17 protein-coding genes and 1 pseudogene are annotated in these 22,215 nt (G+C 60.2%); 1 reads left to right on the top strand and 17 read right to left on the bottom strand.

Annotation, left to right across the window (positions count from 1 at the left end):
- Positions 1–284: 284 nt before the first annotated feature.
- From ACS7SF_RS17175 to ACS7SF_RS17150, 6 genes are all read right to left on the bottom strand, one after another.
- A complete protein-coding gene (locus ACS7SF_RS17175) occupies positions 285–1,538 on the bottom strand; it encodes an EAL domain-containing protein (RefSeq protein WP_439890869.1) in 1,254 nt (417 codons plus the stop codon).
- A 515-nt stretch (positions 1,539–2,053) separates the two neighbouring features.
- Positions 2,054–3,193 (bottom strand): FecR domain-containing protein, encoded by a 1,140-nt coding sequence (locus tag ACS7SF_RS17170; protein ID WP_439890868.1) that lies wholly within the window; start codon positions 3,191–3,193, stop codon positions 2,054–2,056.
- Between the two features lie 192 nt (positions 3,194–3,385).
- The gene (locus ACS7SF_RS17165) at positions 3,386–5,818 is read right to left on the bottom strand and encodes a CHASE2 domain-containing protein (protein ID WP_439890867.1); all 2,433 of its coding nucleotides are present in this window, start codon (positions 5,816–5,818) and stop codon (positions 3,386–3,388) included.
- Positions 5,819–5,921: 103 nt separating this feature from the next.
- Positions 5,922–6,620 (bottom strand): response regulator transcription factor, encoded by a 699-nt coding sequence (locus ACS7SF_RS17160; RefSeq protein ID WP_439890866.1) that lies wholly within the window; start codon positions 6,618–6,620, stop codon positions 5,922–5,924.
- Positions 6,621–6,815: 195 nt separating this feature from the next.
- Positions 6,816–7,391 (bottom strand): TMEM175 family protein, encoded by a 576-nt coding sequence (locus ACS7SF_RS17155; protein ID WP_439890865.1) that lies wholly within the window; start codon positions 7,389–7,391, stop codon positions 6,816–6,818.
- A gap of 34 nt (positions 7,392–7,425) precedes the next feature.
- On the bottom strand, positions 7,426–8,298 hold the full coding sequence (locus tag ACS7SF_RS17150; RefSeq protein WP_439892790.1) for an MBL fold metallo-hydrolase: 873 nt from the start codon (positions 8,296–8,298) through the stop codon (positions 7,426–7,428).
- 185 nt (positions 8,299–8,483) lie between these two features.
- Between ACS7SF_RS17150 and ACS7SF_RS17145 the strand changes: the two genes are divergently transcribed.
- Complete coding sequence (locus ACS7SF_RS17145; protein ID WP_439890864.1) at positions 8,484–9,449, top strand: LysR family transcriptional regulator; 966 nt, start codon at positions 8,484–8,486, stop codon at positions 9,447–9,449.
- A gap of 152 nt (positions 9,450–9,601) precedes the next feature.
- On the opposite strand, the gene ACS7SF_RS17140 is transcribed toward ACS7SF_RS17145, so the two are convergent.
- The 11 genes and pseudogenes from ACS7SF_RS17140 to ACS7SF_RS17090 all read right to left on the bottom strand — a co-directional run bounded on the left by ACS7SF_RS17140 (position 9,602) and on the right by ACS7SF_RS17090 (position 22,209).
- Positions 9,602–10,135 carry a hypothetical protein gene (locus ACS7SF_RS17140; RefSeq protein WP_439890863.1) on the bottom strand — a complete coding sequence of 178 codons (534 nt, stop codon included), beginning with the start codon at positions 10,133–10,135 and terminating at the stop codon, positions 9,602–9,604.
- Between the two features lie 208 nt (positions 10,136–10,343).
- Positions 10,344–10,691: a hypothetical protein gene (locus ACS7SF_RS17135; RefSeq protein WP_439890862.1), complete on the bottom strand. Its 348-nt coding sequence runs from the start codon at positions 10,689–10,691 to the stop codon at positions 10,344–10,346.
- Between the two features lie 212 nt (positions 10,692–10,903).
- Entirely contained in the window at positions 10,904–11,206 is a 303-nt protein-coding gene (locus tag ACS7SF_RS17130; protein ID WP_439890861.1) for a DUF7673 family protein, read from the bottom strand.
- Between the two features lie 39 nt (positions 11,207–11,245).
- Complete coding sequence (locus tag ACS7SF_RS17125; RefSeq protein ID WP_439890860.1) at positions 11,246–11,725, bottom strand: hypothetical protein; 480 nt, start codon at positions 11,723–11,725, stop codon at positions 11,246–11,248.
- 138 nt (positions 11,726–11,863) lie between these two features.
- Positions 11,864–12,238 (bottom strand): hypothetical protein, encoded by a 375-nt coding sequence (locus ACS7SF_RS17120; protein ID WP_439890859.1) that lies wholly within the window; start codon positions 12,236–12,238, stop codon positions 11,864–11,866.
- A 379-nt stretch (positions 12,239–12,617) separates the two neighbouring features.
- Positions 12,618–12,869, bottom strand: a complete 252-nt coding sequence (locus ACS7SF_RS17115; RefSeq protein ID WP_439890858.1) for a GlsB/YeaQ/YmgE family stress response membrane protein — start codon at positions 12,867–12,869, stop codon at positions 12,618–12,620.
- Between the two features lie 321 nt (positions 12,870–13,190).
- Positions 13,191–13,328, bottom strand: a pseudogene (locus tag ACS7SF_RS17110) (lytic transglycosylase domain-containing protein); the annotation flags it as partial.
- A gap of 14 nt (positions 13,329–13,342) precedes the next feature.
- The gene (locus tag ACS7SF_RS17105; protein WP_439890857.1) at positions 13,343–15,568 is read right to left on the bottom strand and encodes a LamG-like jellyroll fold domain-containing protein; all 2,226 of its coding nucleotides are present in this window, start codon (positions 15,566–15,568) and stop codon (positions 13,343–13,345) included.
- A 623-nt stretch (positions 15,569–16,191) separates the two neighbouring features.
- A complete protein-coding gene (locus tag ACS7SF_RS17100; RefSeq protein WP_439890856.1) occupies positions 16,192–16,959 on the bottom strand; it encodes a DUF4197 domain-containing protein in 768 nt (255 codons plus the stop codon).
- A gap of 491 nt (positions 16,960–17,450) precedes the next feature.
- Positions 17,451–18,278 carry a peptidylprolyl isomerase gene (locus tag ACS7SF_RS17095; RefSeq protein WP_439892789.1) on the bottom strand — a complete coding sequence of 276 codons (828 nt, stop codon included), beginning with the start codon at positions 18,276–18,278 and terminating at the stop codon, positions 17,451–17,453.
- Between the two features lie 187 nt (positions 18,279–18,465).
- On the bottom strand, positions 18,466–22,209 hold the full coding sequence (locus ACS7SF_RS17090; protein WP_439890855.1) for a beta strand repeat-containing protein: 3,744 nt from the start codon (positions 22,207–22,209) through the stop codon (positions 18,466–18,468).
- Positions 22,210–22,215 lie beyond the last annotated feature (6 nt).

Raw genomic sequence — 22,215 nt, 5'->3', positions numbered from 1 at the left:
TAAGAAGATTTAACAAGCCAACCAATTACACCAACAACTTAATATCGACTTCTATTTTTTAATATTTAACAAGCCAATTAATCCAGATCGACGTAAACTGAGCTCTACCCCTCGGAGAGAAACGCTCCCATGTGGCTCTCCTTAAAAGCCAAGTGTCTGTCCCGTTGACACTTGGCTTTCTTTTTTCCATGGAGTGAGCGGGGATCATTTGAGGCGAACCGAGGCTAGCGCAGTCACCGTGCACGCCATAGGCGCATGCCCGGCGCCAGGCCGCGCCACGTGCATCACCTCACAGCAACATGCCCGCGCTCGCAGTTCAGAGCCCAGGTCAGCGCCGCCGATGCCGATAACGGCGGAGCAAACAGATATCCTTGCGCCAAATCGGAACCGACTTCGCGCGCTATCTCGCGGTCCTCTTCCGTCTCAACACCCTCTACGACGGACCTGACACCGAGGCGCCGCGCCAAAGCGGTACACGACTCAAGCAGCGCGCGCGTTTGCAGGCGTTGTTCGCTACCGAGCAAAAAGCGCCGATCCACCTTGAGCTCTGTCAATGGCAGCATGTCCACCCGCTCGAGGGAGGCATAGCCCGTTCCGAAATCGTCGATCGACAGGCCAAAGCCATGGAGCCGCAGCCGATGGCCGGCTGCCGCCAGCAAACACAGGCTTTCTTCAGCAACCGATTCGCTTTCCGTCACTTCGATGACGAACTGCTCGGGCTTCATGTCCAGAGCGGCGATGGCCCGCTGCAAGAACGGCACAAAGTCCAACTCAATCAGCGTGCGCGCAGAGACGTTCAACGACATCGAAAACGGTTGACGAAGTCGCTGCGTCAACCAGGCAGCATCCTCCAACAGCCGTACGATCAGTTGCCGTTCCGCCCCCACGCGGACGAGTGCGTCAAAGAAGTACGCCGGGCCACGAATGACACCGGGCGCGGAATGCCATCTCGCCAAGAGTTCAAACCCGGCAAGCGTGTTTTTTGCCACATCGATTTGGGGCTGGAAGAAGGCGCAAAACTGCCCGCCCTCCAGCGCCATGTAGACCTGGCTATCGCGCAGCTTGTTGGCTGCATTGATCGGCTCGGAGGTGGCCCGTCGGTGTGGTTGCGTGGGTATCGCGGCAAGCCACGTGCGCAATGCAGCCGATGACCAAGGGCAAGCGATCGCCGGCAAGGTCGTCATACCCAGCGATTGCGCGAACTGATTGCCGGACTCCACCATGCCGTCGGTGGGTTCGCCAATGAAGCCCAACAACGGAGGTGAGCCGCTGGCAGAGAGCAGGCCGACAACATCAAAGGCATCGTGCCCTGAGATTCGCGGTGCGCACAGCACAACATCCGCACGCGCCCTCGCCAGGATGGCGAGCGCCGCCACAACGGAATCCGCCTGCACGATCTCACTCGTGCAAAGCGAATCAAGCATCGCCGCCAACGCCTCGCGTCGGCCGATGTTGTCGTCCACCAGGAGCATGGTGTGTTGCGGTTCCATACGCTCTGGTGGTGCTGCAATTTCCCGTACCGCGGCAATCTTAATCATTGTGCTATTTCCGCTCGATTGGTTTGGCATCGGCCCACTGAGTTGAGACTCAAAGGGGCAAGACTGCCAAGTCGAGCGTTTTTATAGTTGCACCGGAATTGGCCTGATTGATAAGCGCTCCTGCATTTTTTCTTGCAGCAGCCACCTCGTCATTCAGAACGTCTTTCCCGTGCTTTTATGGGGAATTGGATAGCTGATCTTCACAATGCCGACAGCCATCAAATTTTCATGCACTCGTGCCGAGTTCTATGCGTTGCTCGGCTGTATTCATGGTCACTGATAGAGGACCATCGTCGCAATTTAAGTTTTGCAAACTCCCTAGCCAACGGAGCCAAAAGCAACTACCTCGTCACCCTAACCGAGACTTAACAAGATTTAATCGCGTCCTCTCTCAAGGTCGCGCCGTTGGTTGCCGATCAAGCTCCGGTAGTGGCCCGCACATTGAGCAACACCACCCCAGGCCTTCGTGCCGCGCGATTTGCAAACGCCCGCTGCTATCGGAGCCAGACACAGCTTCAAGGACGCGGGAGAAACTCCTCCCAGTTGTGGGGTGCAACCACGTTGACGGCCACGGTGGAGTCGAAACCTTCGAATCCCTGCTCGTCGATCGCACGCAGTCCAACGGTATAGGCGCCTGATGCTAGGTCTCCGATCACCACTTGCGGCTGGTCGACCACCAAGCTGCGCCACTGCTGCGATCCGGCCCGCTCTGGCCGGATATCGATGCGATAGCGTGCTGCGCCGCCAACCGGATCAAATGCAACGGCGAATCCGCCGGGGAGCTGCGTCACTTTGATCGCAGCCGCGCTGGGTGCTGCGAGTAGCTTTTTCGGAGACAACAACGTTCCATCGGGTGTAGCGGCAACGCCAAGACCCGGCGATAGCGTTGCGGTGGCTGCAGGCGCCCCGAAGTCCACCGTCCCTTCCAAAACCTCCCCACGCATGCCCTTGCCATCGGTCTCCACTCGGTAACGCGTTCCGCGTACGCCCGTGGTGACGTAACGGGTCCGAATTTCGAACCGCCCCACTCCATTGCCGCGCGGGGCCACGGTCTGTTCCACCGCACCCTTGTCGATGTGGATCACCGAATCCGTCAGTCCCGTGTTCCGGAACCTACGCAGGTTTGCCAACTGCACTCGAGAGTTGGGCGACAGAGACAATCGCGAACCGTCACCCAGCTCCAGGATGGCCCATCCCGCTGGCCCAGTCTCCAGGACATCCCCTTCGCTGAATGCGCCATCAGTGACGGCCTTGCCCCCCTTTTGCAGCCCGCCCATCGAGACTTGCACCACGCGCGCACGATCCGGGTCTTCAGGAATCCAGCGCAAGGGGATACGTACGACACCACCAACCGGCAAGTGAAACGGATCCTTGATCTGGTTCTCAGCCTGAAGACTTCGCCATTGCTCCCAGCTTGTCAGATAGGTCTGCGCAATGCCGATGAGTGTGTCGCCGGGCTCGACGATGTAGATGAAATCTTTCCCGACTGCACCTGCCGGCTTGGCGTACGCCTTCCCGCCAAGAGACAACGCCAAGACCGAAAACACTAGCGCTACCGCGCGAAGCCGGACCGGAAAATAGCCTCCGGAAAAACCAACTTTCTCGGCCGCGCCAATTCGCACAAACGGAGTCTTCACCACTGTCTTGAACATCATTGATCCCCCACCTAGTTGCAGCGACACGCACTGCCCATCCAATCTTTTCCGGAACTCCCCTACCTCGCATCCCAATCATGGAACGCGATTTGGAGAGATCAAGAACACCCTGGGGGAGTTAAGAAGATTTAACGCCCATGCCAGGTATGACTCGTCGAATCCTCGCCTCAACGAACGGCGTCGTAGCAACCATCACGTAGACAGGCGCGCTGCCGCAATGGGCTCCGATGCATCAACTTGAGCCTCATCCAAACAAGGCAGAAGCACCGTGAAGGTGCTGCCGGCTCCTGGCTCACTGGAAACCGAAATCGTTCCGCCGTGGCGCTCAATCACAGTCTTCACGAACACCAGACCCAACCCGCACCCCGGCTCATCCGGAATGCCCGGCGTGCGTATGCGCTCGAAAGACCGGAAAAGTCGAGTCCGATTTTCAGGAGCAATTCCACAGCCCTCATCGCTGACAGACAGCTTCCACTTGTCTTCCGCTCGCTCCAAAACGAGTCGGACAGTCGTTCCTCGTGGACTGAACTTGACGGCGTTACTAAGCAAGTTGGCCACTGCGCGGCTGAGCATGGTTCGCTCCCCCTCCACGAAGGCGTGTTCGCTGTGGATGTCTCGCTTGACCTGGATATTCTTCGCGTTGGCGCTCGCCCAAATTTCATCGCAGGCGTCTGCGACGACCTCTGCGAAGCTCACGATCTCTGGCTCGTACACTGCGGATTCGGCCCGCGCCAGATGGATGAAGTCGTCCGCCAGCGTCAACGTCTTGCGTGCGTGTCCAGCAACCCTGTCAAGAAACTGGTCCTGCGGTATCGCTGTCGATGAATGCCGCTGTAGCTCTACCAACGCCAACGTGCTGGTCTGAGGCAGCCGCATATCGTGAGAGACGAATCTGAACGCCTCTTCGCGCCTACGTTCGGCCTGTCGCACAGCAGAGATATCGACGATGATGACGGCCCATGCCGCCACCCTGCCGGACGCGCTACGCAAATGCGCGACCTTGAGCAGCATGTCCCGCTCCAGGCGATCGACAATCTCCATGGAGAACGGCGTTGCAGCACTCGCCCCGCCTCTCTCATTCTCTTTTTTGGCAGCGGTATTCGCGGGCTCGAATATCGTCGAAAGACCGAGGAGTTCAGGCGGTGTGTCAAACGCGTGTGCCAGCAGCGCGGGCAGAGAAGCATCAACAAGCCTCATTGACTGCTCTCGGCTGTGCGTCGCCGCAAAGAGCCTCTGTGCCGGTTGATTGGCAAACAACACCTTGCCCTCGCGATCACACACCAGCGCGGCGTCCGGCAAGCTATCGAGCGCGTCCGTGAGGAATTGACGCAGGTTCTTGAGCCGCAAGATCGCGTGAGACAGCTCTACCATGTGGCGATCGAGGACGTCGGTCACCGTCTTCGCGTGTACCGAGTTCACCTCAATGCCGTCGGGGAAAACGTGGTCTTCGGTGTTGAGCCGAGACAGCTCTTTGGTCAGATAGCGCAGCGCCACTTCGAGACGCCACCAACCCCAAAGCGGGTAGGCCGCGACAAGCCCTGTCAACGCCGCCGCGGGCGCGACCCAGATCTGGAAGGCATGCACAAGCAGGAAGCTTCCGCCAAGGGTCATTCCCACCAGACCAACGAGCCAGAGGAGCACGACGCGCGGTGTCAGAAGAACGAGCCCGGCATAGAGCAAAGCGACTGGAATGATCGACAGCAACGCGGCCAGCAGCGGGCCAACGAAGCGGATTTCTGTGTCGTGCCGGATGTTGTTCAACACGTTGGCGATGAGCTCGACTCCGCTCATGCCTGCACTGCCGGAAGAGAACGGCGTCAGGTAGATGTCCCGCATTCCAGACGCCGTCGCACCAACGATGACGTACTTATCCCGGAACAGGCCTGGCGGCACGGCGCCACGTAGCACGTCAAAGTACGACACGGACGGAAATGTGCCCGCCGGCCCCGCGTAGCGGACCTGCATACGGTGATCGGCTTGGCGTGCAGAGCCATTGGGTACCGCGGAACCACGCCGCACCAGAGAGCGGCCTGGCAAACGCGCCGGCGCCTCGCCGCCAGCTCGCAACATTGCCAAAGCGAAATGGGGCCATCTGCTGTCGCCGCCCTTCTCCTCCAGCGCGACACTTCGAGCAACGCCATCCGTATCCAACTGAAGGTCGATATGCCCAAGCTCGGCCTGGAATGACTCCAGCGGACGGCGTACAACAACGCCGTCAAACGTGGCTTCTGGAACGACCGGCAAGACGACCCGCTTACTGCGCTCGATGGCTTCGGCAAGGCGCTTGTCGTCCGCTGGATTTCTTTCGTCTGCGTCGACGAGGATGACGTCCAGCCCGATAGCGCGCGCACCGGCATCAGTCAATTTATCGATGAGCGCGGCATGCACAGAACGTCGCCATGGCCAACGGCCGATGTGCTGGAGACTCTTGTCGTCGATCTCCACAATGATGACGTCGCTCGGCACGCTAGGCGTGTCTAGTGACAGCGCTGCATCGTAAAGCGCGTAATCGACCCTACCTAGGCCGTTGAAATGACCTAAGTACGCCACCAAAAGGACGAGCACAACCGGTAGGCTTTGCCAGCCCACAGTGGTGCGCCTGAATGCGCTGATCAGTTTCCCCAAAATATTCCCCGATCGTTCTGACGATCATCTTTCTTTTATTTTTTTACGCTCTGCTCCCCAGAGCGTTACATCACGACCAGACGGTGCAGGCCGCTACGTCTTACTACACTGCCTCTTCGTGCAGCTGTTCCAACCGATAACCGTGTGTGTATACGGGCCAGAGTCGCACTCCGTTCTCCGGCCCCAAAGCAAGCTTCGTACGTACGCGCGACAGATGCGTATCAAGCGTTCTGGAGTTCCCCGCAACAAAGCGACCCCAGATTGCTTCGATGATGTAGTCACGGGAGATAACCTGGCCCTCGCTAGAAAATAGCAACAGCGCCAAGTCCATTTCCTTGTGCGTTAGTTCGATCTCCACGCCATCGCGCAAGATGCGCCTCGCCTGCGGCATGACGACATACTTCCCGATCGTCAGCACCGGATCGGCAGCTGGGCTGGAACTAGCACGGCGAAGCAGTGCCCGCACGCGAGCCGACAGCTCGCCACGGCGAATCGGCTTGATCATGTAGTCGTCAGCTCCGGCCACCAGACCGCTGACGATGTCTTCTTCCAGCGATCGACTGGTTAGAAACAGGATCGGCACGTGTTTGTCCACACTGCGGCGCACCCACTTCACAACTTCGTAGCCGGAAATGTCCGGCAGTTGCCAATCCAGAACCAGCAGATCGAATTTCTCCTTGCGAAGCGCGCGCATCAGCGCAGCACCTTCCGAAAACGATTCACAGCTATGACCGTCGGCCTGCAGAACAAGCCGAATTAAATCCGCTTGCGCTGCATCATCTTCCAATGAGGCAATCTTCATATCTAATCCAGCTCTTCAATTTCTAGTTCTTGCTGAAGAAGATTGTGAGCAACAACCTAACAAATTAACACCCATTTAACAAAATTCAACGGCGTGCCCTATTGCCAAATCAATTAGACACGGTCGTTCCGCTTGGCAAAGCGAATGCAATCGCCCCAAGCAGATTCATACCCCTCGTTCGCGGGGATTCTTTTTTTATTCAGCGGCGACTTTTTCGATACGCCGATCTGGAACGAGCCACATGGCAGCGATTCCGAGATAGAGGGCCAGCGCTAACCATGTGCTGATGAACGCAGAGCCAATAGCGACAAGATATAGAGCCATCGAAACATGGCCCTTCATGTCTCTACCAAGTGCTTTCGCCAGAGGTGATTCCTTGCCATGCAGACGAACCAGCGTGCGCGCAAGCGCTACATAGGCAATGCTGCACATGAGGAGCACGACGCCGTATAAGGCAACCGGTAACCCTTGAAGGGAGTTCTCACCGAGCCATCCCGTAGCAAGCGGGACGAGCGATAGCCAAAACAGGAAGTGCAGGTTTGCCCACAGTGTTGCGCCGTTGACCCGCTGGGACACGTGCAACATGTGGTGATGGTTACTCCAGTAGATGCCGACAAACACATAGCTGAGCGCATAGCTCAAAAAGACCGGCATCAAGTGGAGGAGCGCCGCGACGCTGGTCTCGTGCGGCACCTTCATCTCCAACACCATGATCGTGATGATGATGGCAATGACGCCATCACTGAACGCTTCCAACCTCCCCTTTCCCATCGGCTTCTTTCCGTTGACGTGGCAAGCGCCAGCCTTATTTCTTGCTCAAGTCTTTGTATGCCGCGGGCACGTTGAGCCCGGAGTGAACCCACCCAAAGAGCGTATAGCCTGCAAATTCGGGCATGGTGACTTGCTGCACTGTCTGCTCAAGTGTCAGCCCGTGGTCGATGGCACCCTGCACGCGGCTACGCACCGCAGATAGGTAATCGATATGCCACTGCAGATCGTCCCGTGTCATCGCAACGCCGTGACCAGGAATGATGCGCGCGTCAGCAGGCAGAAACGCATGAACTCGCTTGAGCGTTTCCAGCGTCTCAACGAGCTTGCCATCCAGCAGCCAGGGCAGCGCCGGCTTGGGCGCAACGACCGCGTTGCCAGCCCACAAGGTCTTCGATTGCGGCTCCCAGACAAACAAGTCACCGCCGGTCTGTGCGAATCCGAAATCGATGATGTTGACCTTTTTTCCGCCCAGGTCGATCGAAATCTTGCCGCCAGGCGGAACCAAGATGTCAGCAGGCCGCACCTTGATCTGCTCGATGCCGCGCCCCTCACCGAAGTTCTTCACCATGAATGACTTGTCGTCCTCCAGGTGATGCTCGATGTATTCCTCGGTGTGTTCGTGCTGGATGATTTTGGTCGACGACGGCATGTACATGTTGCCGTACGAGTGATCACCGTGCGAACTCGTATTCACGGCAAAGGCAATCGGCCGATCAGTGACCCTTTTTGCAAGCGCCTGGACCTGCCCGTTCAAGCGCTTGTTGAGCATGGTCTCCACCATCAACGCGCTGCGGGTACCGACGATCAGCCCACCACTGGTCGCGGCCGCGCCGCCAGCCGCATTCAGTTGCCGTGCGTCCTTCGAGTAGAAAGCAAAGACACCGTCAGCGAGTCGCTCCTCGACCATTGCCACCTTGTTGCCGTCCCAAATCGGTTCGGCACTCCATCCACGGGCTGCCGACATCAGGAACAGAATGGCTATCGTGACCTTCGATCTGGTCTTCAAAATGGATCCCCCAAAAGCGTCCGTTGGACGGCGTCAAGTGAGGGACTAGCGTATCATTTGCCCAACCGCAAATACATTGCAAAACCATGCAAGAGCAGTTTGCAAATTCGCAAGCACTCGACGATCTCAACATACTGAGATTGATTGCGGCCATCCACGAAACGGGGTCGCTCTCGGGAGCCGCGAAACGCCTGGGCGTCAATCACGCCACCGCGTTTCGGCGAATCACGGCCATCGAGGCGCAGCTCGGCGTACGTCTGTTTGAACGCCAGCGAGGTTGCTACACAGCGACGCCCGCCGGCGAGGAGTTGGCAAAGGCCGGGGCAGCGATCGAGGATGTTGCCCTGGCAACTCTCAGGCGAGTCGCAGGCCAGGATCTCCGGCCCAGTGGTGTCGTCCGCATCGCGACGACGGAGAGCTTCACCAACACTCTTCTGCCGCCGATTCTGCGAATTTGCCGAGCGACCTATCCAGAGATCCGCTTGGAGGTTACGTGCTCCAACGTGATGCACGATCTGTCCAAAGGCGAGGCCGACATTGCCATCCGACCGGCGCAACGCGTTCCCGAAAACCTGATCGGGAAGATGATTGCGAGCCTGGCTTTCGCTGTTTATGCGGCGAGCTGCTATATGGAAGGGCGACGGGGTGCATGCTTGGACACCCTCGACTGGATCGCGCTCGAAACCGACCAAAGCCAGCATCGCGTGCTAACCCGATTGGGCACGATACAACCGCCCGAGCGAATCGCGTACGTTCTAAGTTCATTTATCGGCGTACGGGCTGCCTGTGTGAGCGGCCTCGGCCTGGGCGTATTGCCGTGTTTCCTCGGCGACAGTCACCCCGAACTCGAAAGGGTCGTGGCTTTGCCGGAGGATTACTATTCCCAGGTGTGGCTTCTCGTCCACCCGGACCTGTATAGGGTAGCGAGAGTCCGTGCGGTGTTCACCGTACTGCACGAGGCGCTGATGAAGGAAGCCGCGTTGCTCGCTGGCATGTGCCCGAGGTGCACGGCGCCTAAGTCCGCATCTCCTGAGAGCAGCGAGCGCTGCTGACACCAATAGTTGTTCGGTGGTCTGGCCCCAGATCGGCAAGATCTGAGCACGATGCGCTGCTTGCCATGTCAGTCAACTCTCAGCGCTACCGCCACCAACAGATAACCCACTCGTCAGCCGGTGCCCACCAAATAGGGTGCGTTGGTTAGAGCCTACAGCCGCCACCCCAGATCTTTGAGCTTGACTGGGTGTCGCCAGATCGCCAAACCTGCCCGGTCAATTGCCGTCTTTACCAGAGGAAAGGCGGCTTGGATTTCGGGCCTTCTGGCCCAATCCTCCAAGTCATCGATTCTGTAGGTGTAGAAGACCGTCAGCTCCTCATCACCACCGAACGCAATCGGCCCCTCCCACCGCACAATCTTGACCAGCGATTGACGCCCCCAGCACAAGTCGGCTTCCTTGGCCGTCTTAGAGGAAAACGGCCGCTGGTACTTCCTCTCGCGAACGAATGGTTTAGCTGCGTCCGTGAGCAAATAGCGCCTGACGCCACTCCAGTTGCGAGACTGCTGCGTGGAAGCAGGTTCCATGTTGATGCTTGTCACGAGACCGATCGCCTCCAGAGCAACCATCTGCTTCGCGCTTCGCGACATGCGCCCCACTCGAAGTTCTCTCTCCGGTACATCGAAGGGGTATTCACGATAGCTGCCGAGGCACAGACGCCCGTCGTGCTCAAGATATCGAGACAACTCTGCTCGTAAGTCCTGCTCCCGAACTTCACGCCTATTGCCGCATGCTACGAGTAGCGTTGTCGCCACCATGACGACAACAATGAAGCGGAGATATGACGCGCATACACCTGCAAGACATGACCTACAGCACAACTTCATGATGTTGCAGCGCGTACGGACCGAAGAACCCGACTAGGCCTCAAAACTTGCACGACCGATCCATACCTCACCGCCAAATGAGGGGCCGTCGTCGGCTGGCCTCTAGTTTGTCTGCCGCCTGTCGGGAGCACACTTTGTTGTCAAGCGCAGCCCCTTCTGAGTAGGCCTTGTCATCCGCATAGCAGAAGGCGACGGGATCCCTCTTCCGCTCCGACTGCAGGGCCTTTTGTTGGGCTTGCAACCGATGCAGCTGTGCGTTGACCTCTTCCAGCCGCACGCCTGCGTGTTGGCTCTGATTGGCATCCACCGGGACTTTACCTTGAGCATGCGCATCAGCGGCACCACAGACCGAAACCGCCAAGGAGAACACCGCGAGCGCGGTGGAAAGGAGCGTTTTTTTAAGATTGCTGAGCATAGATGACTTCTGTCCACAGAACTGCGTATGCGCCCGAGGGCTTCTCCAACTGGCGCATAACTGTGATTGGTCGAAGCGTACAGTGGCAACGCAATGCGTCGAAGTTAAATTGCCCTAATTAACAAGATTTATGGGCACCACTCGGGCCCTTCATGACCGCCTTGTTGTCCCCAGTCAATTGGCACTCCGATGTCCATCTTGGGGATAGCTCGCTAAGCGAGTTCCGGTCGCCACCACTGGACCAATTGCTCGAACTGCTGGCCATAGCCGAAGACATCTGGATAACACTGGCAGCGAACGGCCAGCGCAAATACGACCGCGACATCGTCAGCAATTTCGGCATCAAGCTCCCAAGCAGCGCTTGGTGCAAAGCTGCCGCACCGAGCCGGATTCCACCAGGCGAGTAGAAAGTCCGCCACCACATGGCCTTGCCGGGTTTTCGACTGTGCGTGCACCAGCAAGCGCTCCAACGCAGCGCGCTCGTCATTCGTTATCGACAAAGTCTGGTTGACCATCGTGCCCCCCCCCTTTTATGCGCACCCTTGAGTGCGACATCACTCGAGTGAGTGCCCCGCCGCACTTGATTCGGTTCTCCCAACGGCAAAGGCCCGCCCGAACCAGATTAGATGCCGGCGCGCCTCCCGTCTTATCACCCATGCAAGCAACGCGACCAGGCCCAACTCAATGAGCCACTTGAACGACGCGCAGCTATACCAGGTCTCGACGGAGCGAAGCGGCACCACACCGGTCTCAGGGTTGACTTGACGTATCGCAATGCTGGTCAGCACGCTCCACCAGCACGGCCACAACAGAGCGAGGGAGATACAACCGACGATGTTGGTTGGACAGCTTGAAATAAGCTGGAAGGCTATCGCCAAGAAGAAGACGAGCAAGCTCGCAAATACAGCGAAAACGATAGTCGTGAAGCTCGCACCGACTGAGGAGAAAAGCCAGCAAAGACAACCGAGACACAGCACGCCGCCGGAGAACAAGCGAAGCGTCGCAACAGCGCCGGATTGATGATGATTCTGCATGAGATACCGGGGCGCGATGCGCTCCTTAGCTGGCCGCAAGTCCACAGCTGTCTGATTATTTGCCGGGGCTGCGGTAGATCGTCCTACGCACTGTGCAAGCGCCTCACCTACCGCTCTTCAGCCCATGGAAACGGTGAGTCAGATTGCGCTTGTGGAAGCGCTTTCCAGCTCAAGTCGAGATTTCTTCCGGCAGGGCCGGCCAGCCTTAGCGCTCGTCCCACCACGCACACGATCCTTACCCGGCCCGTATGCGGCTCTTAACTTGCACCATTCAGGACGCACATCTGACACCTCGACAAAGTCGTCGAAGTATCGAAAACCGAGCACTGTCAGTGCCCGCTCAATGTCCAGCAGGGTCTCGTGGTCGATCGCGGCGCCACTCAAGATCAATTGATCATCGTCATCCAATGGTTCGGATCTGCCGGCGACGTCCAGAAAGTCCTCCATGGACATCCCGCGCTCGATGAGAGCATTCCGTCGAATTACCAAGCCATCTGCATTAGCGATTTCCATTATCTCTTCCTTTACATCAGCCGCCGACTCACACAGCAACATTTCGCAATGACGGCGCCAATCCACCAAAGATGTTCGGTCAACCAGCGGATGGATTCATCGATGCTTAAATGGACCATTAATAGGATCGTAAAGAAAAAAATGCGGGAGGGATGACACCATACCAACGATTTTGCAATCTCTCACACGGAACGCTGGGATCTCGACCGATATTTCGTGCGGAGGTGGAAATCAAGAGCGCGCTTTCTTAAGAATATTTAACCAGCACTCCACCCTGCTCTCCACCCAACCAAGGGGGTTCCCGTCAGCGCACTGACCGGTCGAGCTGCGTACGCCGCTATGCCGGATGTTGCCTCAGCAGCCATCCCAGCCGCCACGGCTAGGGGCGACGGAGTAGCCGCAAGAGGAACAACAGGACAACAGCACCGATTGTTGCCGTGACGATCGAGCCGAACCAACCATGGCTGAACGAAACACCAAGTACGCCAGACAGCCACCCGCCGATAAACGCGCCGACGATGCCAATAACGATGTCCATGAGCAGCCCGAAACCACCTCCTCGGACCAAAAACCCAGCAATCCATCCGGCAACCGCACCGATTACGATCCACGCGACCAATCCATGTTCCATGGTCGGTTCTCCACTAAGTTCTGTTTAAAAAGGCGGGCCGCATTGGACTGTGTGCCAACACAATGATCCGACTCAGCCCTTATTGCCAAAAAAATCCCGACCAACATGATGCTGGCCGGGTTCACTCGACACGCTAGATTGGCGCCCCCGGGGGGTGAGCGCCAACGGAAGGAATCGTAACGAATCTGGGGGAAAAACCGATAAAAAATGTTGCAAATTCAAATTATCGCAACCCAACGCCCCATACAACTGGTGCTTGAACAGGCTTTGGGACGTCCTTTCAGGAGCCAGGAATCGCCCTCATCGCACGTCTCTTGGCAACCCGATGTGGATCGAACCGTTCGTGTTGTGGTGCACGGCGTCGGCATGACCTTTCGATTCGAACCACGCGATGGCCCGCAACTCAGTTGGGTTGACTCCCTAGTAGGCGCCCGCCTGCTCAAAGCAATCGGCCGCCGCGTACATACATCACATCAGCGGGCCAGCGCTGCTACCTCTGCAGCACTCAACGCGCCCGCTTGCACGCGGAAGTCCTGAATGCGGCCGTTGAACGACGGATGCGACCAATTGCGGCCCAGGAAGGTGACCTGGTCGCCAACCTGGCGCGGCGAGAGCACGATGTCGTCGGACTTCGCTGCCTCGGTACCGTCGACATACAGGCGGCAGGTGTTGCCCTGCAGCGTGACCGCCACGTGGACCCAGCGGCGAATCGGCATGGCCCACGGCGCCTCCACAGCCTGCGCGTCGTTGCCTGTCGCGCCGAAGATGGCGAAACGCAGCCCGCCTGAGCCAGACTGCGGCGCGATGGCCATGGCTGCGTTTGCATCCAGCCCCGCGAAGAACATGCAACTGTCCCAGTGCAGTCCGTTGGCGTAAGCCCAAAAAGACACGCTGAAGTCGTCGAGATCGCTAAATATGCCCGACGGCAGCTGCAGGCCGGCCTTCACGCCGTCAAACACGATGGCCTTGTCATTGCGGCGCCCGTCACCCCAGGTGGCACCGTCCAGCAGCTTGCCTTCCACCAAGGTTGTGGTGCCAAGGGCGGTCAGCAGTGCGCCGACCGTGCCGGTGCCGTTCGGGTCGTTCAGCGGCAGCGACAAGCGCTGCTCGCCAGGCACAGCGATGCGGGCCACGTTGGAGCCCTCACTGGGCGCACCCCCGCCTTGGGCCGTGACCTGGTAGAACCAGACGCCGTTGGGCGGTATATCGCTGTAGGTGAGCACCTCGCTGGCCGAGACGGTGCCCAACAGGTTGAAGGGGCCGTTGGCCTGGCTTGCGCGCTTGACCGCATACGAGGTCGCGCCGACGCTGCCCCACCACGACAGCACGACACGGTTGCCGCGCAGGTGTGCTGTGAGGCCGGACGGCGGCTTCATCGGCCCGGCATAGTCCGGCAGGCGATGGATCAGCGTCGGCCACCAGACGTCGTCGCTGCTGCCGCCGTACTTCGGTTCGCGCAACTTCACGTTGCGCGCGACGTTGGGCGCCGCCAGACCCATGCGGTTGACGTAGTGGTTGTAGATGGGCTCCCAGCAGTTGCGGTCTTGGTTGCCGTAGGCCACTTCCGTCCACCGACTCGTGTGTGGCGCCGTTGGGTTCTGCTCGGGCGCATAGGGCAGCGGGTAATTCTTGCCGTTCTCGTCGAGCAGGTTCGAGCGCGCCACGTACTCTGCGGCTGCCAGGAAGCGGTTGTTGTACATCCCGTAGAGATCGTCGCCCTGGTTCCACGCGATCTCCAGCAGGTCGCCGCCCAGCGACATGCCCAGCGTGGAGTGGCCCTGGTCGCGGCCGCTCTCTTCCCACTGTCCGAAATGGCCCGGGTGCATGAAGTACACACCATGTCCGAGGGCGCCGTTGCCGAAGTTGCGGAGCTTGCCGCGGTTGTTGCCCGCGAAGCAATCGTAGGCCAGGCGGTACAGATCGGGCTTGTCGCAGAACACGCCGATGGCCATGGCGCCCACCATCGAGGCCATGTCCCAGTTGGCATGCGAGCCGATGCGCCCGTCGCTGAGGAACCACGACGAGACCGGGGCGAAAACGTTTAGCAGCATGTCCTGGAAACGCTTCAGGTTCTCCGGCGCCCACCCGGAGTAGGTGCGCAGGACTTCGCCGATCTGGGCCAACTGGTGGCCCTGTATGCCGGCCAGGATGATGAAGGTGTGATCGTCATGAGCGGTCGAGCCGGGCGGCACCGTTCCGACCGCTTTCAGGGTGTTCGCCCACGCGTCCAGGAACTCCACGGCCTTGTCGGCATAGCGGTTGTCCTGCGGGTCAGACAGCTTCCACCGCAGGACCAGGGTCCAGGCGTGCCAGATGTCGCCGTACAACGCGTACTTGGTACTGTCGGCCCGGTAGACGGCGGGCTGCGGATTGGGCTTGGCGTTCAAGGAGGCGTTGGGCTCGGCGCACAGCTTGTTCCACCAGCCCGTCCATGGCTGCTGGCCGGACTTGATGAGCGCGCGAATGCGGGTGAAGTCGTCTTCGGTGGCCAGCAGCCCTGGGTGGCGGAAGACGCCACTCACGTAAGCCGTTTCGGGCGCCGGCGCCGGAATGGGTGCAGGGATCGGCGCCGTCGGTGCCAGTGCGACCGGCGGTTCGGAGGCCGCTTGGCCTCCACCGGCTCCAGCCTTCCCCTGGCCTTGCCCCCGCGCGGAGCCGTCATCCACACCCACGCCGCACCCGGGCAGCAGCGGCAACATGGGGAACAGCCCTAGGCCCAACGACAATGCTCGACGTACAGGATTCGGCAACTCCTGGGATTTGGCGTGCTCTACGGACTTTTTCGACATCTTATTGACCCGACTGTCTCATTTGAATGGCGCAACCATAGGTCGCTACGAGTGCTGACCTGGTGTCCCTGGTCCACGCACATGGCCGGGCTACAAAAAATGCGCTACCCCGCCCGACGGCGGACTCCCGCCGCCCTGCGCCCGCAATGTAAGGCTCGGCCTGCAATCGGTTGAATTTAAATCTTGTTAATTCGCCAATTTGGCATCCCCATCACTCGCGATAGTGATGGCGTTACGTACGCTGGGGCGTGTAGCAGCTTCCCATCGGAGCGGTGAAGAGCGCATGTGCAGTCCGGACAGGTGCATTGGGTAGTAGCCATGGGTATCGGCGCGGAATTTCACCCTTTCCTCCCCGGTGACATCGACAATCGTCGTCGAGCCCTACTCTGCTCAATTGAGCTCACGCCATGCGGCGAGCAGCTTGTATAGCAAATAGCCAAGCGTCTATGCCTCCACACGCCGCCACAAACAGCCAACTGCGGCGAGAACCCTGTTAGGCCTCCTTGAGATGTGATGATCCTTAGACATACAACTCAACGCACGGCCCCGAACACCTTGCTTATGATTGCGCTACCGCTGCCCACCGGGTCTGCCCGCAGGGCTTTTTCCTGCTCGCCAATCGCTTGGTACAACCGATTGACCGCCTCCTGCGCAACGTAACGATCGAGACTCGCCTCGTCATTGCGTAGCAAGCCGAACTGGGCCGCCTGCCCAGCGTAGTTGTTGTAAGTTTGTGCCAACCCGACCTTGGCGGTAGCCTTGCTCACGATGGGTGCGAATTGCTGAACCAGTTGGGCAGAGGTCTTGCGCCGGAAATACTCCGTGGCTGCTTCATCGCCTCCCGTCAGAATGCCCTTGGCGTCGGCAATGCTCATATCCTTGACTGCCGACACCAGCAATGTCTTCGCTTGCGGAACGGCGGTTTCGGCCGCGCGATTCATCGCCAACTCCAGCGCATCAGCCTGGTCACCTCTGCCGACCATACGCATCACGTTGGCCACCTTATCTAGCGTCGGCGGCAACGGGATGCGCCATTGCTTGTTGCCATAAAGACCGTCGGTACGGCCAAGAGCGGCAACCGCAGTGTCAACGCCGCGAGAAAGCGCCGCTTTGAGGCCCTGGCCAACTTCACCGGCACTGAGCGCATCAACAGCCGCACCGCCAGAGTTTGTTTTTGGCTGTTGCAGTACCGCGCCCACTTGGTTTTGCAGGTTGCCAAGGTCGAAGGCGTGTGCCGGAACGACGATGAGAGTGAGCAATGGCAGGAAAATGGCAGCGCAGCGTTTATGAGTAGGAAACATGGTCTCTCGTAAATTCGTGAGGCCGACATAGCGGCCGTTTGATCGTGTCCGGGTTGATCTCAGATACCCTCGTGGTTTCAAGGTGGCGGGTGTTTTCGTTCGGTATCGCTTGTTGCAGCTAACGGCGGCTCAGCCATTTCAGGCTGTCGACCAATCGCCGTCATCCACAATCACGAAAACGCACTCATTCTCATTGATCACCCTCATCCAGCAACTCGCGGACTGGCATCCCCGCACTCCAAACAGGCACAAACGGCCGAATCACTGCGCTCTGCGCGACCTCCACCACAACGCGAAACTGCGCTGCATTACCCAAGGCCACGCGGCCGTCATCAATGTGGACGTTGCCGCATGCGCACGCTGACATCCGCGAGCCCACAGACGCCAGAGTGCCGCCGCATTGCAAGCAGGCATAGCGAATTGTCTCCCCGCAGGGAAACCACAGCGGCTCGCTCTCGGCCCGCGACCGTACCTTTGGCGTCGTCATTGCCTTATTGCACCACCTTCGCAGTTTTAAGCAGGCCACCCGCCACCTGCGCCGTCGCACGTTCCCGCTCTGCCGATTCCAACCCCTGCTTGATGGCCAGTTTCACGGTGTCATAGGTCGGCACCTGCGTCGGACGCACTGCGTCCATCTTGACGATGAAACGCTGATTGCCCGCTTCCACTGGAGCAGCGCTCACTGCGCCGGGCGACAGCGCGGCGATTTCGCGCGCCACGGGCAGCGGGATGTTCTGCGTCTTGCCCTCCTCCACCGGCACCTTGAAACTCACCCAATTCACTTCACCACCACGTGCCTTATTCGGTGCTGTGCTGTACTGCTGGGCGAGCATGGCAAAATCGGCGCCCTGCTTCAGTTGCGTGATGACTTGCGTAGCGGCCGCGTCGTCATCGACTTGAATCACACGTGGCTTGTATTCCTTGTCGCCGAGGCTGGCCACAATCGCGTCATAGCGCGCCTTGACCTCAGCGTCGGTCACGGGCGCGGGCTTGACGTTGTCCTTGAGCCAGGCCTGCGTGATAGCGACGTCGTGCGCTTCCTTGACAGCCTGCTTCACTGCCGGCAGCTTCTCGTATGCGAGGTTCTTCGCTGCCTGCTGGCGGAACAGCTCACGCGCGACCAGTTGCTGCTTGAGCGCCAGAACCTCATTCGGATTAAGGGCTAACCCACTTTGCGCAACGGCACGATCCAGTTGCGCCTGCGTGATCTGTGTTCCGTTGACGGTAGCGATAACGCCCGGTGGCAGTCCATCAGCCCACACAACAGGCGCGGTCAAGATAGTCAAGGAGACAGCAATGGTTTTGGCGGCTCGGTTCATCATGAGTCAATTCCTGCGATAGGCGCGCACCATGCACTAGGCGGGCGCCAAGTTTGAAATATGGGTGGGCGGGTCTTGGCTGGTGTAGCGCCCTTGGCGAGGGCTACTTCATTAGATTTTTCACGAACCCTGTTCGATGATGGATCCTATCTCTCCCCTCGATCTGCGCGGCCAGAGCGGTGGCGCATCACCAGCGATACCTGACACTCGCAAGCCCGGACCATCCCGAACTGGACCCCGACAGGTGCTGCCTGCCGGCTTCCATCGTCAACGCCAGTCCCGTGACGTTGCCGAACCCCACCGAGCCACCAAGCACGACTTGGTAGCCGCTGCGGCGGGCGGGGGCGGCATCGGCGGTGATGCTGCCGCCATCTTTGCTGGCGGTGATGGACAGATCGCTGCCGAAGGTTTCCAGGCGTGCGACGCGGCCATAGATTTCGTGCGAGCCCAGGCTGTTGGTGCCCGTGTGCTTGAGCGTGACGCCGGCATTCACTATGCCGAAGGTCTTGCGGTTCAGGTCGGTGGTGACGCTGGCAGACGTCACGCGCTGGTCGCCGAACATGACCCCCGCCACGGCGGCGGTGGACGGCTCCAGGCTTACGCCATGGCCGAGGTCGAACGGCCAGCCGGCGGCGAGTGTGCTGCCGAGCGTTTTGACGTTGAACTTGCCGCTGGTGTTGGTGCCTTCCAGGTCGGTGGCGTTGTAGGTGTTGCGCAGCGTCGCGCCGCTGATGCCGCCGGTCACATACGGGCCGCTGTTGGCCTGCAGCGTGGCGTTGACACCGACCGACGTCATGTTGATCGTACCCGAGCCGCGCGTGTAGCCGACGTTGGCATTGGCCTGCGTGATGCTGGCGCCCACGCGTACGGTGCTCCTGTCGTCTTGATAGACGCGGCGGTCCGCCCCGAGGCTCAACGACGTGACGCTCTCGCTGGTCTGGCGTCCATAGCTGACGTCGGCCGTGTCGCGGCTGGCCATGGGGGTGAGCCAGACGCTGCCTTCGCCATTGCCGGCTTGCTGGGGCGTGTTGATGCCGGTGGTGCCGCTGGTGCCGCCGGTGCCAGTCGTGCCAGCGAGGGCGGACGTGCGCAGCAGCAGGTTGCGCATGGCCACCACCGACTCAGACGCGGTCAACACGGCTTCGGCCGGGCGAATGCCGGAAGACGTTGCCAACCCGGTAGAAAGCGTGGGCACCGTCGGCGTGCCTGGGCTCGTCTGGTTGTTCGGATTCGTCGGGCTCGTCGCGCCCGGGCTACCGCCGGTGCCCGTCGATGAGCCATCACTGCCAGCAATCTGGATGCCGGTCAGCAGCACCTTGTTGCCGTCGCTCGATACCGCCACCTGCGGCGTGTAGGTGAACGACACCAACGCGTTCTCATACGTACTCGTCCACGCGCCGGGCGTGCCGCTCACAGCGGCGAGCTTGGCGGCACCACCGGCGGCGGCGCTGGCATCAACAAGGGTGATGGGCGCTGCGGCGTTGAACGTCTTGCCGGTCTTGACCGTGTTGGCGTTCACCCAAGAGGTGTCTTGCAGCACCGGGTCGTAGGCGATCTTGATGTTCTGCGTGCCCGCTGCCGAGAAGTTGCTGATGCCCGAGCCGAACACCACCTTGTCTGCGGCGCCGTTGCGCACATCGCTCAGCAGCGTGAAGGTGGCGCCGTCCTTGAGGTTGACGCTGGCGCCGCCAGCCGCGCTGCTGTCGATGGTGACGGTGCGCAGGTTGTACGCGGGGATGCTGCCCGGCGCGAACGTGCCCCAACTGCGCGACAGATCGATGCCGCCACCGGAGGCCAGCGTCAAGCCACCGGCACCGAAATCGTTGCTGGTGTTGCCGGTGCCGGTGCCGGTGGGGACCCACGTGGCGCCGTTGGAGAAGTTCAGCGTTGTGGCGCCGGCCACGTAGTTGGTGGTGTCGGTGGTCAGGCCGGTATTGCTGTACGGGACGATGTTGCCTTTGAAGTACGAGTCCGCCGTGTTCAAGACGACGTTCGTGCTGCCCGTGTTGCTGCTGGCCACGTAGTTGGCGGTGGTGATATCGCCGTCCAACGTCACCTTGCCGGCGCCCGCTGCGTTGATGTCCAACGTGGCATTCACGCCGTTGGCGGCGGCGTTGGCAATGGCAAAGGCGGCGCCCGTGCCGGTGGCGGATGCCTTGACCTGCGCGCCGCCCGCCATGGTGATGCTGCCCCCGTTCTGGTTGATGCCGAACACGTTGCACGTGGTGCAGGTGGACGCCACGTTCAGGGCCACCGTGTCACTGGCGGACGAGAAATTCATCACGCCCGTGTTGTCGATGCCAAAGGCCGTGGTGGCGGCGTTCACCGTGGCATTGACGCCCTTGCGGAACGTCATGCTGGAGCCTGTGCCGTAATGGGCTTGAATGGCGGTCGGCAGGCCGAACGGGGTGTAGCCGCCCGTGTTGACCACGTGGATATCGAGGTTGCCGCCCACCGTGAACCGGGCCGTGCGGTGCGTGTTGGCCACGCCCATTGCCGAGCGCGGGCCTGTTGCCGTGACGGACATGTCCCCGCTGACGTTGAGCACACCCTGGTTGCGGATGCCGAACACGGTCAACCCGTTCGAGGTGGCCGACAGGTCGAGGTTGCCGTTGATGGTGAGCCGCGTGTTGATGTTGTCGTTGTAGATGCCGTGGACGTTGTCGCTCGGATGCTCGCCAAGGGAATCGATCTTGACGTTGCCGTTGAAGGTGACGTTGCCGGCGCCACCGCCGGAGTTGTAGATGCCGTCGTTGTCCGTGCCGTGGCCCCGCACGGTGATCGTGGTGTCGCCGTTGAAGGTGACGTTGCCTCGGTTGATCCACAGCCCGCGCGAATAGCCCGGCGTGCTGGTCGAGATGGTGGTGTTGCCGTTGAATGTGGCGGTACTGTTGGTGATGTAGACGCCTTCGATCTCGCTATTGGCGTTGTCCGTGCGGGCGTTGACGTTGGTGTTGCCGTTGATGGTCAGGTGGCTGCCATTCTCGACATCGATGCCGTGCACGATGCCAAAGTCCGTCACCCCGGTGCGAGTGGCCGAGACCCCCAGCGTGCCGGTGCCGTTGCTGCCCACCTGCAATACCACCGGCGTGGTCACGCCAACCAGGTTCACGGCCTGGAGGTTGGCGAGCTGGTTGGTCGATGCCGAAATGGTGTCGCCACTCTGCAGCCCATACACCAAGCTGCCGGCGGCATTGGTGGAGGTGGAATAGGCCGTATCGGCGGTGCTGCTTCCGGTGATGGGCGTGGTGTAGTCCGTCGCCAGGGCAAAGCGCGCCGGGGCCGCGGTGGCGATGGCCGCGCACACCGACATGGAAATCGCCGAACGTCGCAGCCCTTGGCGCTTGGCAGACAGCCGGCGAACATCTGCGGGACGCATGACGAGCGGGCGGTTGCGCTGTTGCGTGCTGACCGGCCGGTACTGGAGCAACTGGCCGCCAAAGTGGGTGCGCAGTTTCTCGGGGTTCCGGTCAAAGAACATCATCTGGCCGTGGCGCTGTTCGTACGGCCCGGTCGGTGCGCAGCCGGGGCGGACCATCAACCGAAAGCGGTCCGCCGGCATCGGCAGCGACGCGTAGATTTCGCGCCCTTGCTTTGTCACCCCCACCACGTTGAGCAGCCCCCGGCCGGCGCGCCGCAGTAGCCAGCGCACCGGTGCATCGGCTGCGGGGGCGTTCAGGCGATAAGGGCGCAACCGGATGGCCGACGGTGCCTGGTCGAGCGCCGCCATCAACGAAAGGCAATCGCTCAGCGAGTACCGCAGCAAGATCCAACCGGCAGTCGCCTGCTTGGCATGCGCGTCGCGAGCGCGCAGCCCGATCACCAGATGTTGGATGGGCTCGCCTGCCGCTTGCCGCACGGGCTGGGATGACCCGCCGGGCAGTATGCCTCGCACGGCATTGAAGACGGTTCGATAACACTTGGCGTTCATGAGGTT

This window comes from Ralstonia sp. 25C (assembly GCF_051904805.1).
In the GTDB taxonomy this organism is placed as follows: Bacteria; Pseudomonadota; Gammaproteobacteria; order Burkholderiales; family Burkholderiaceae; genus Ralstonia.
This window is presented reverse-complemented; position numbering and strand designations above follow the sequence as displayed.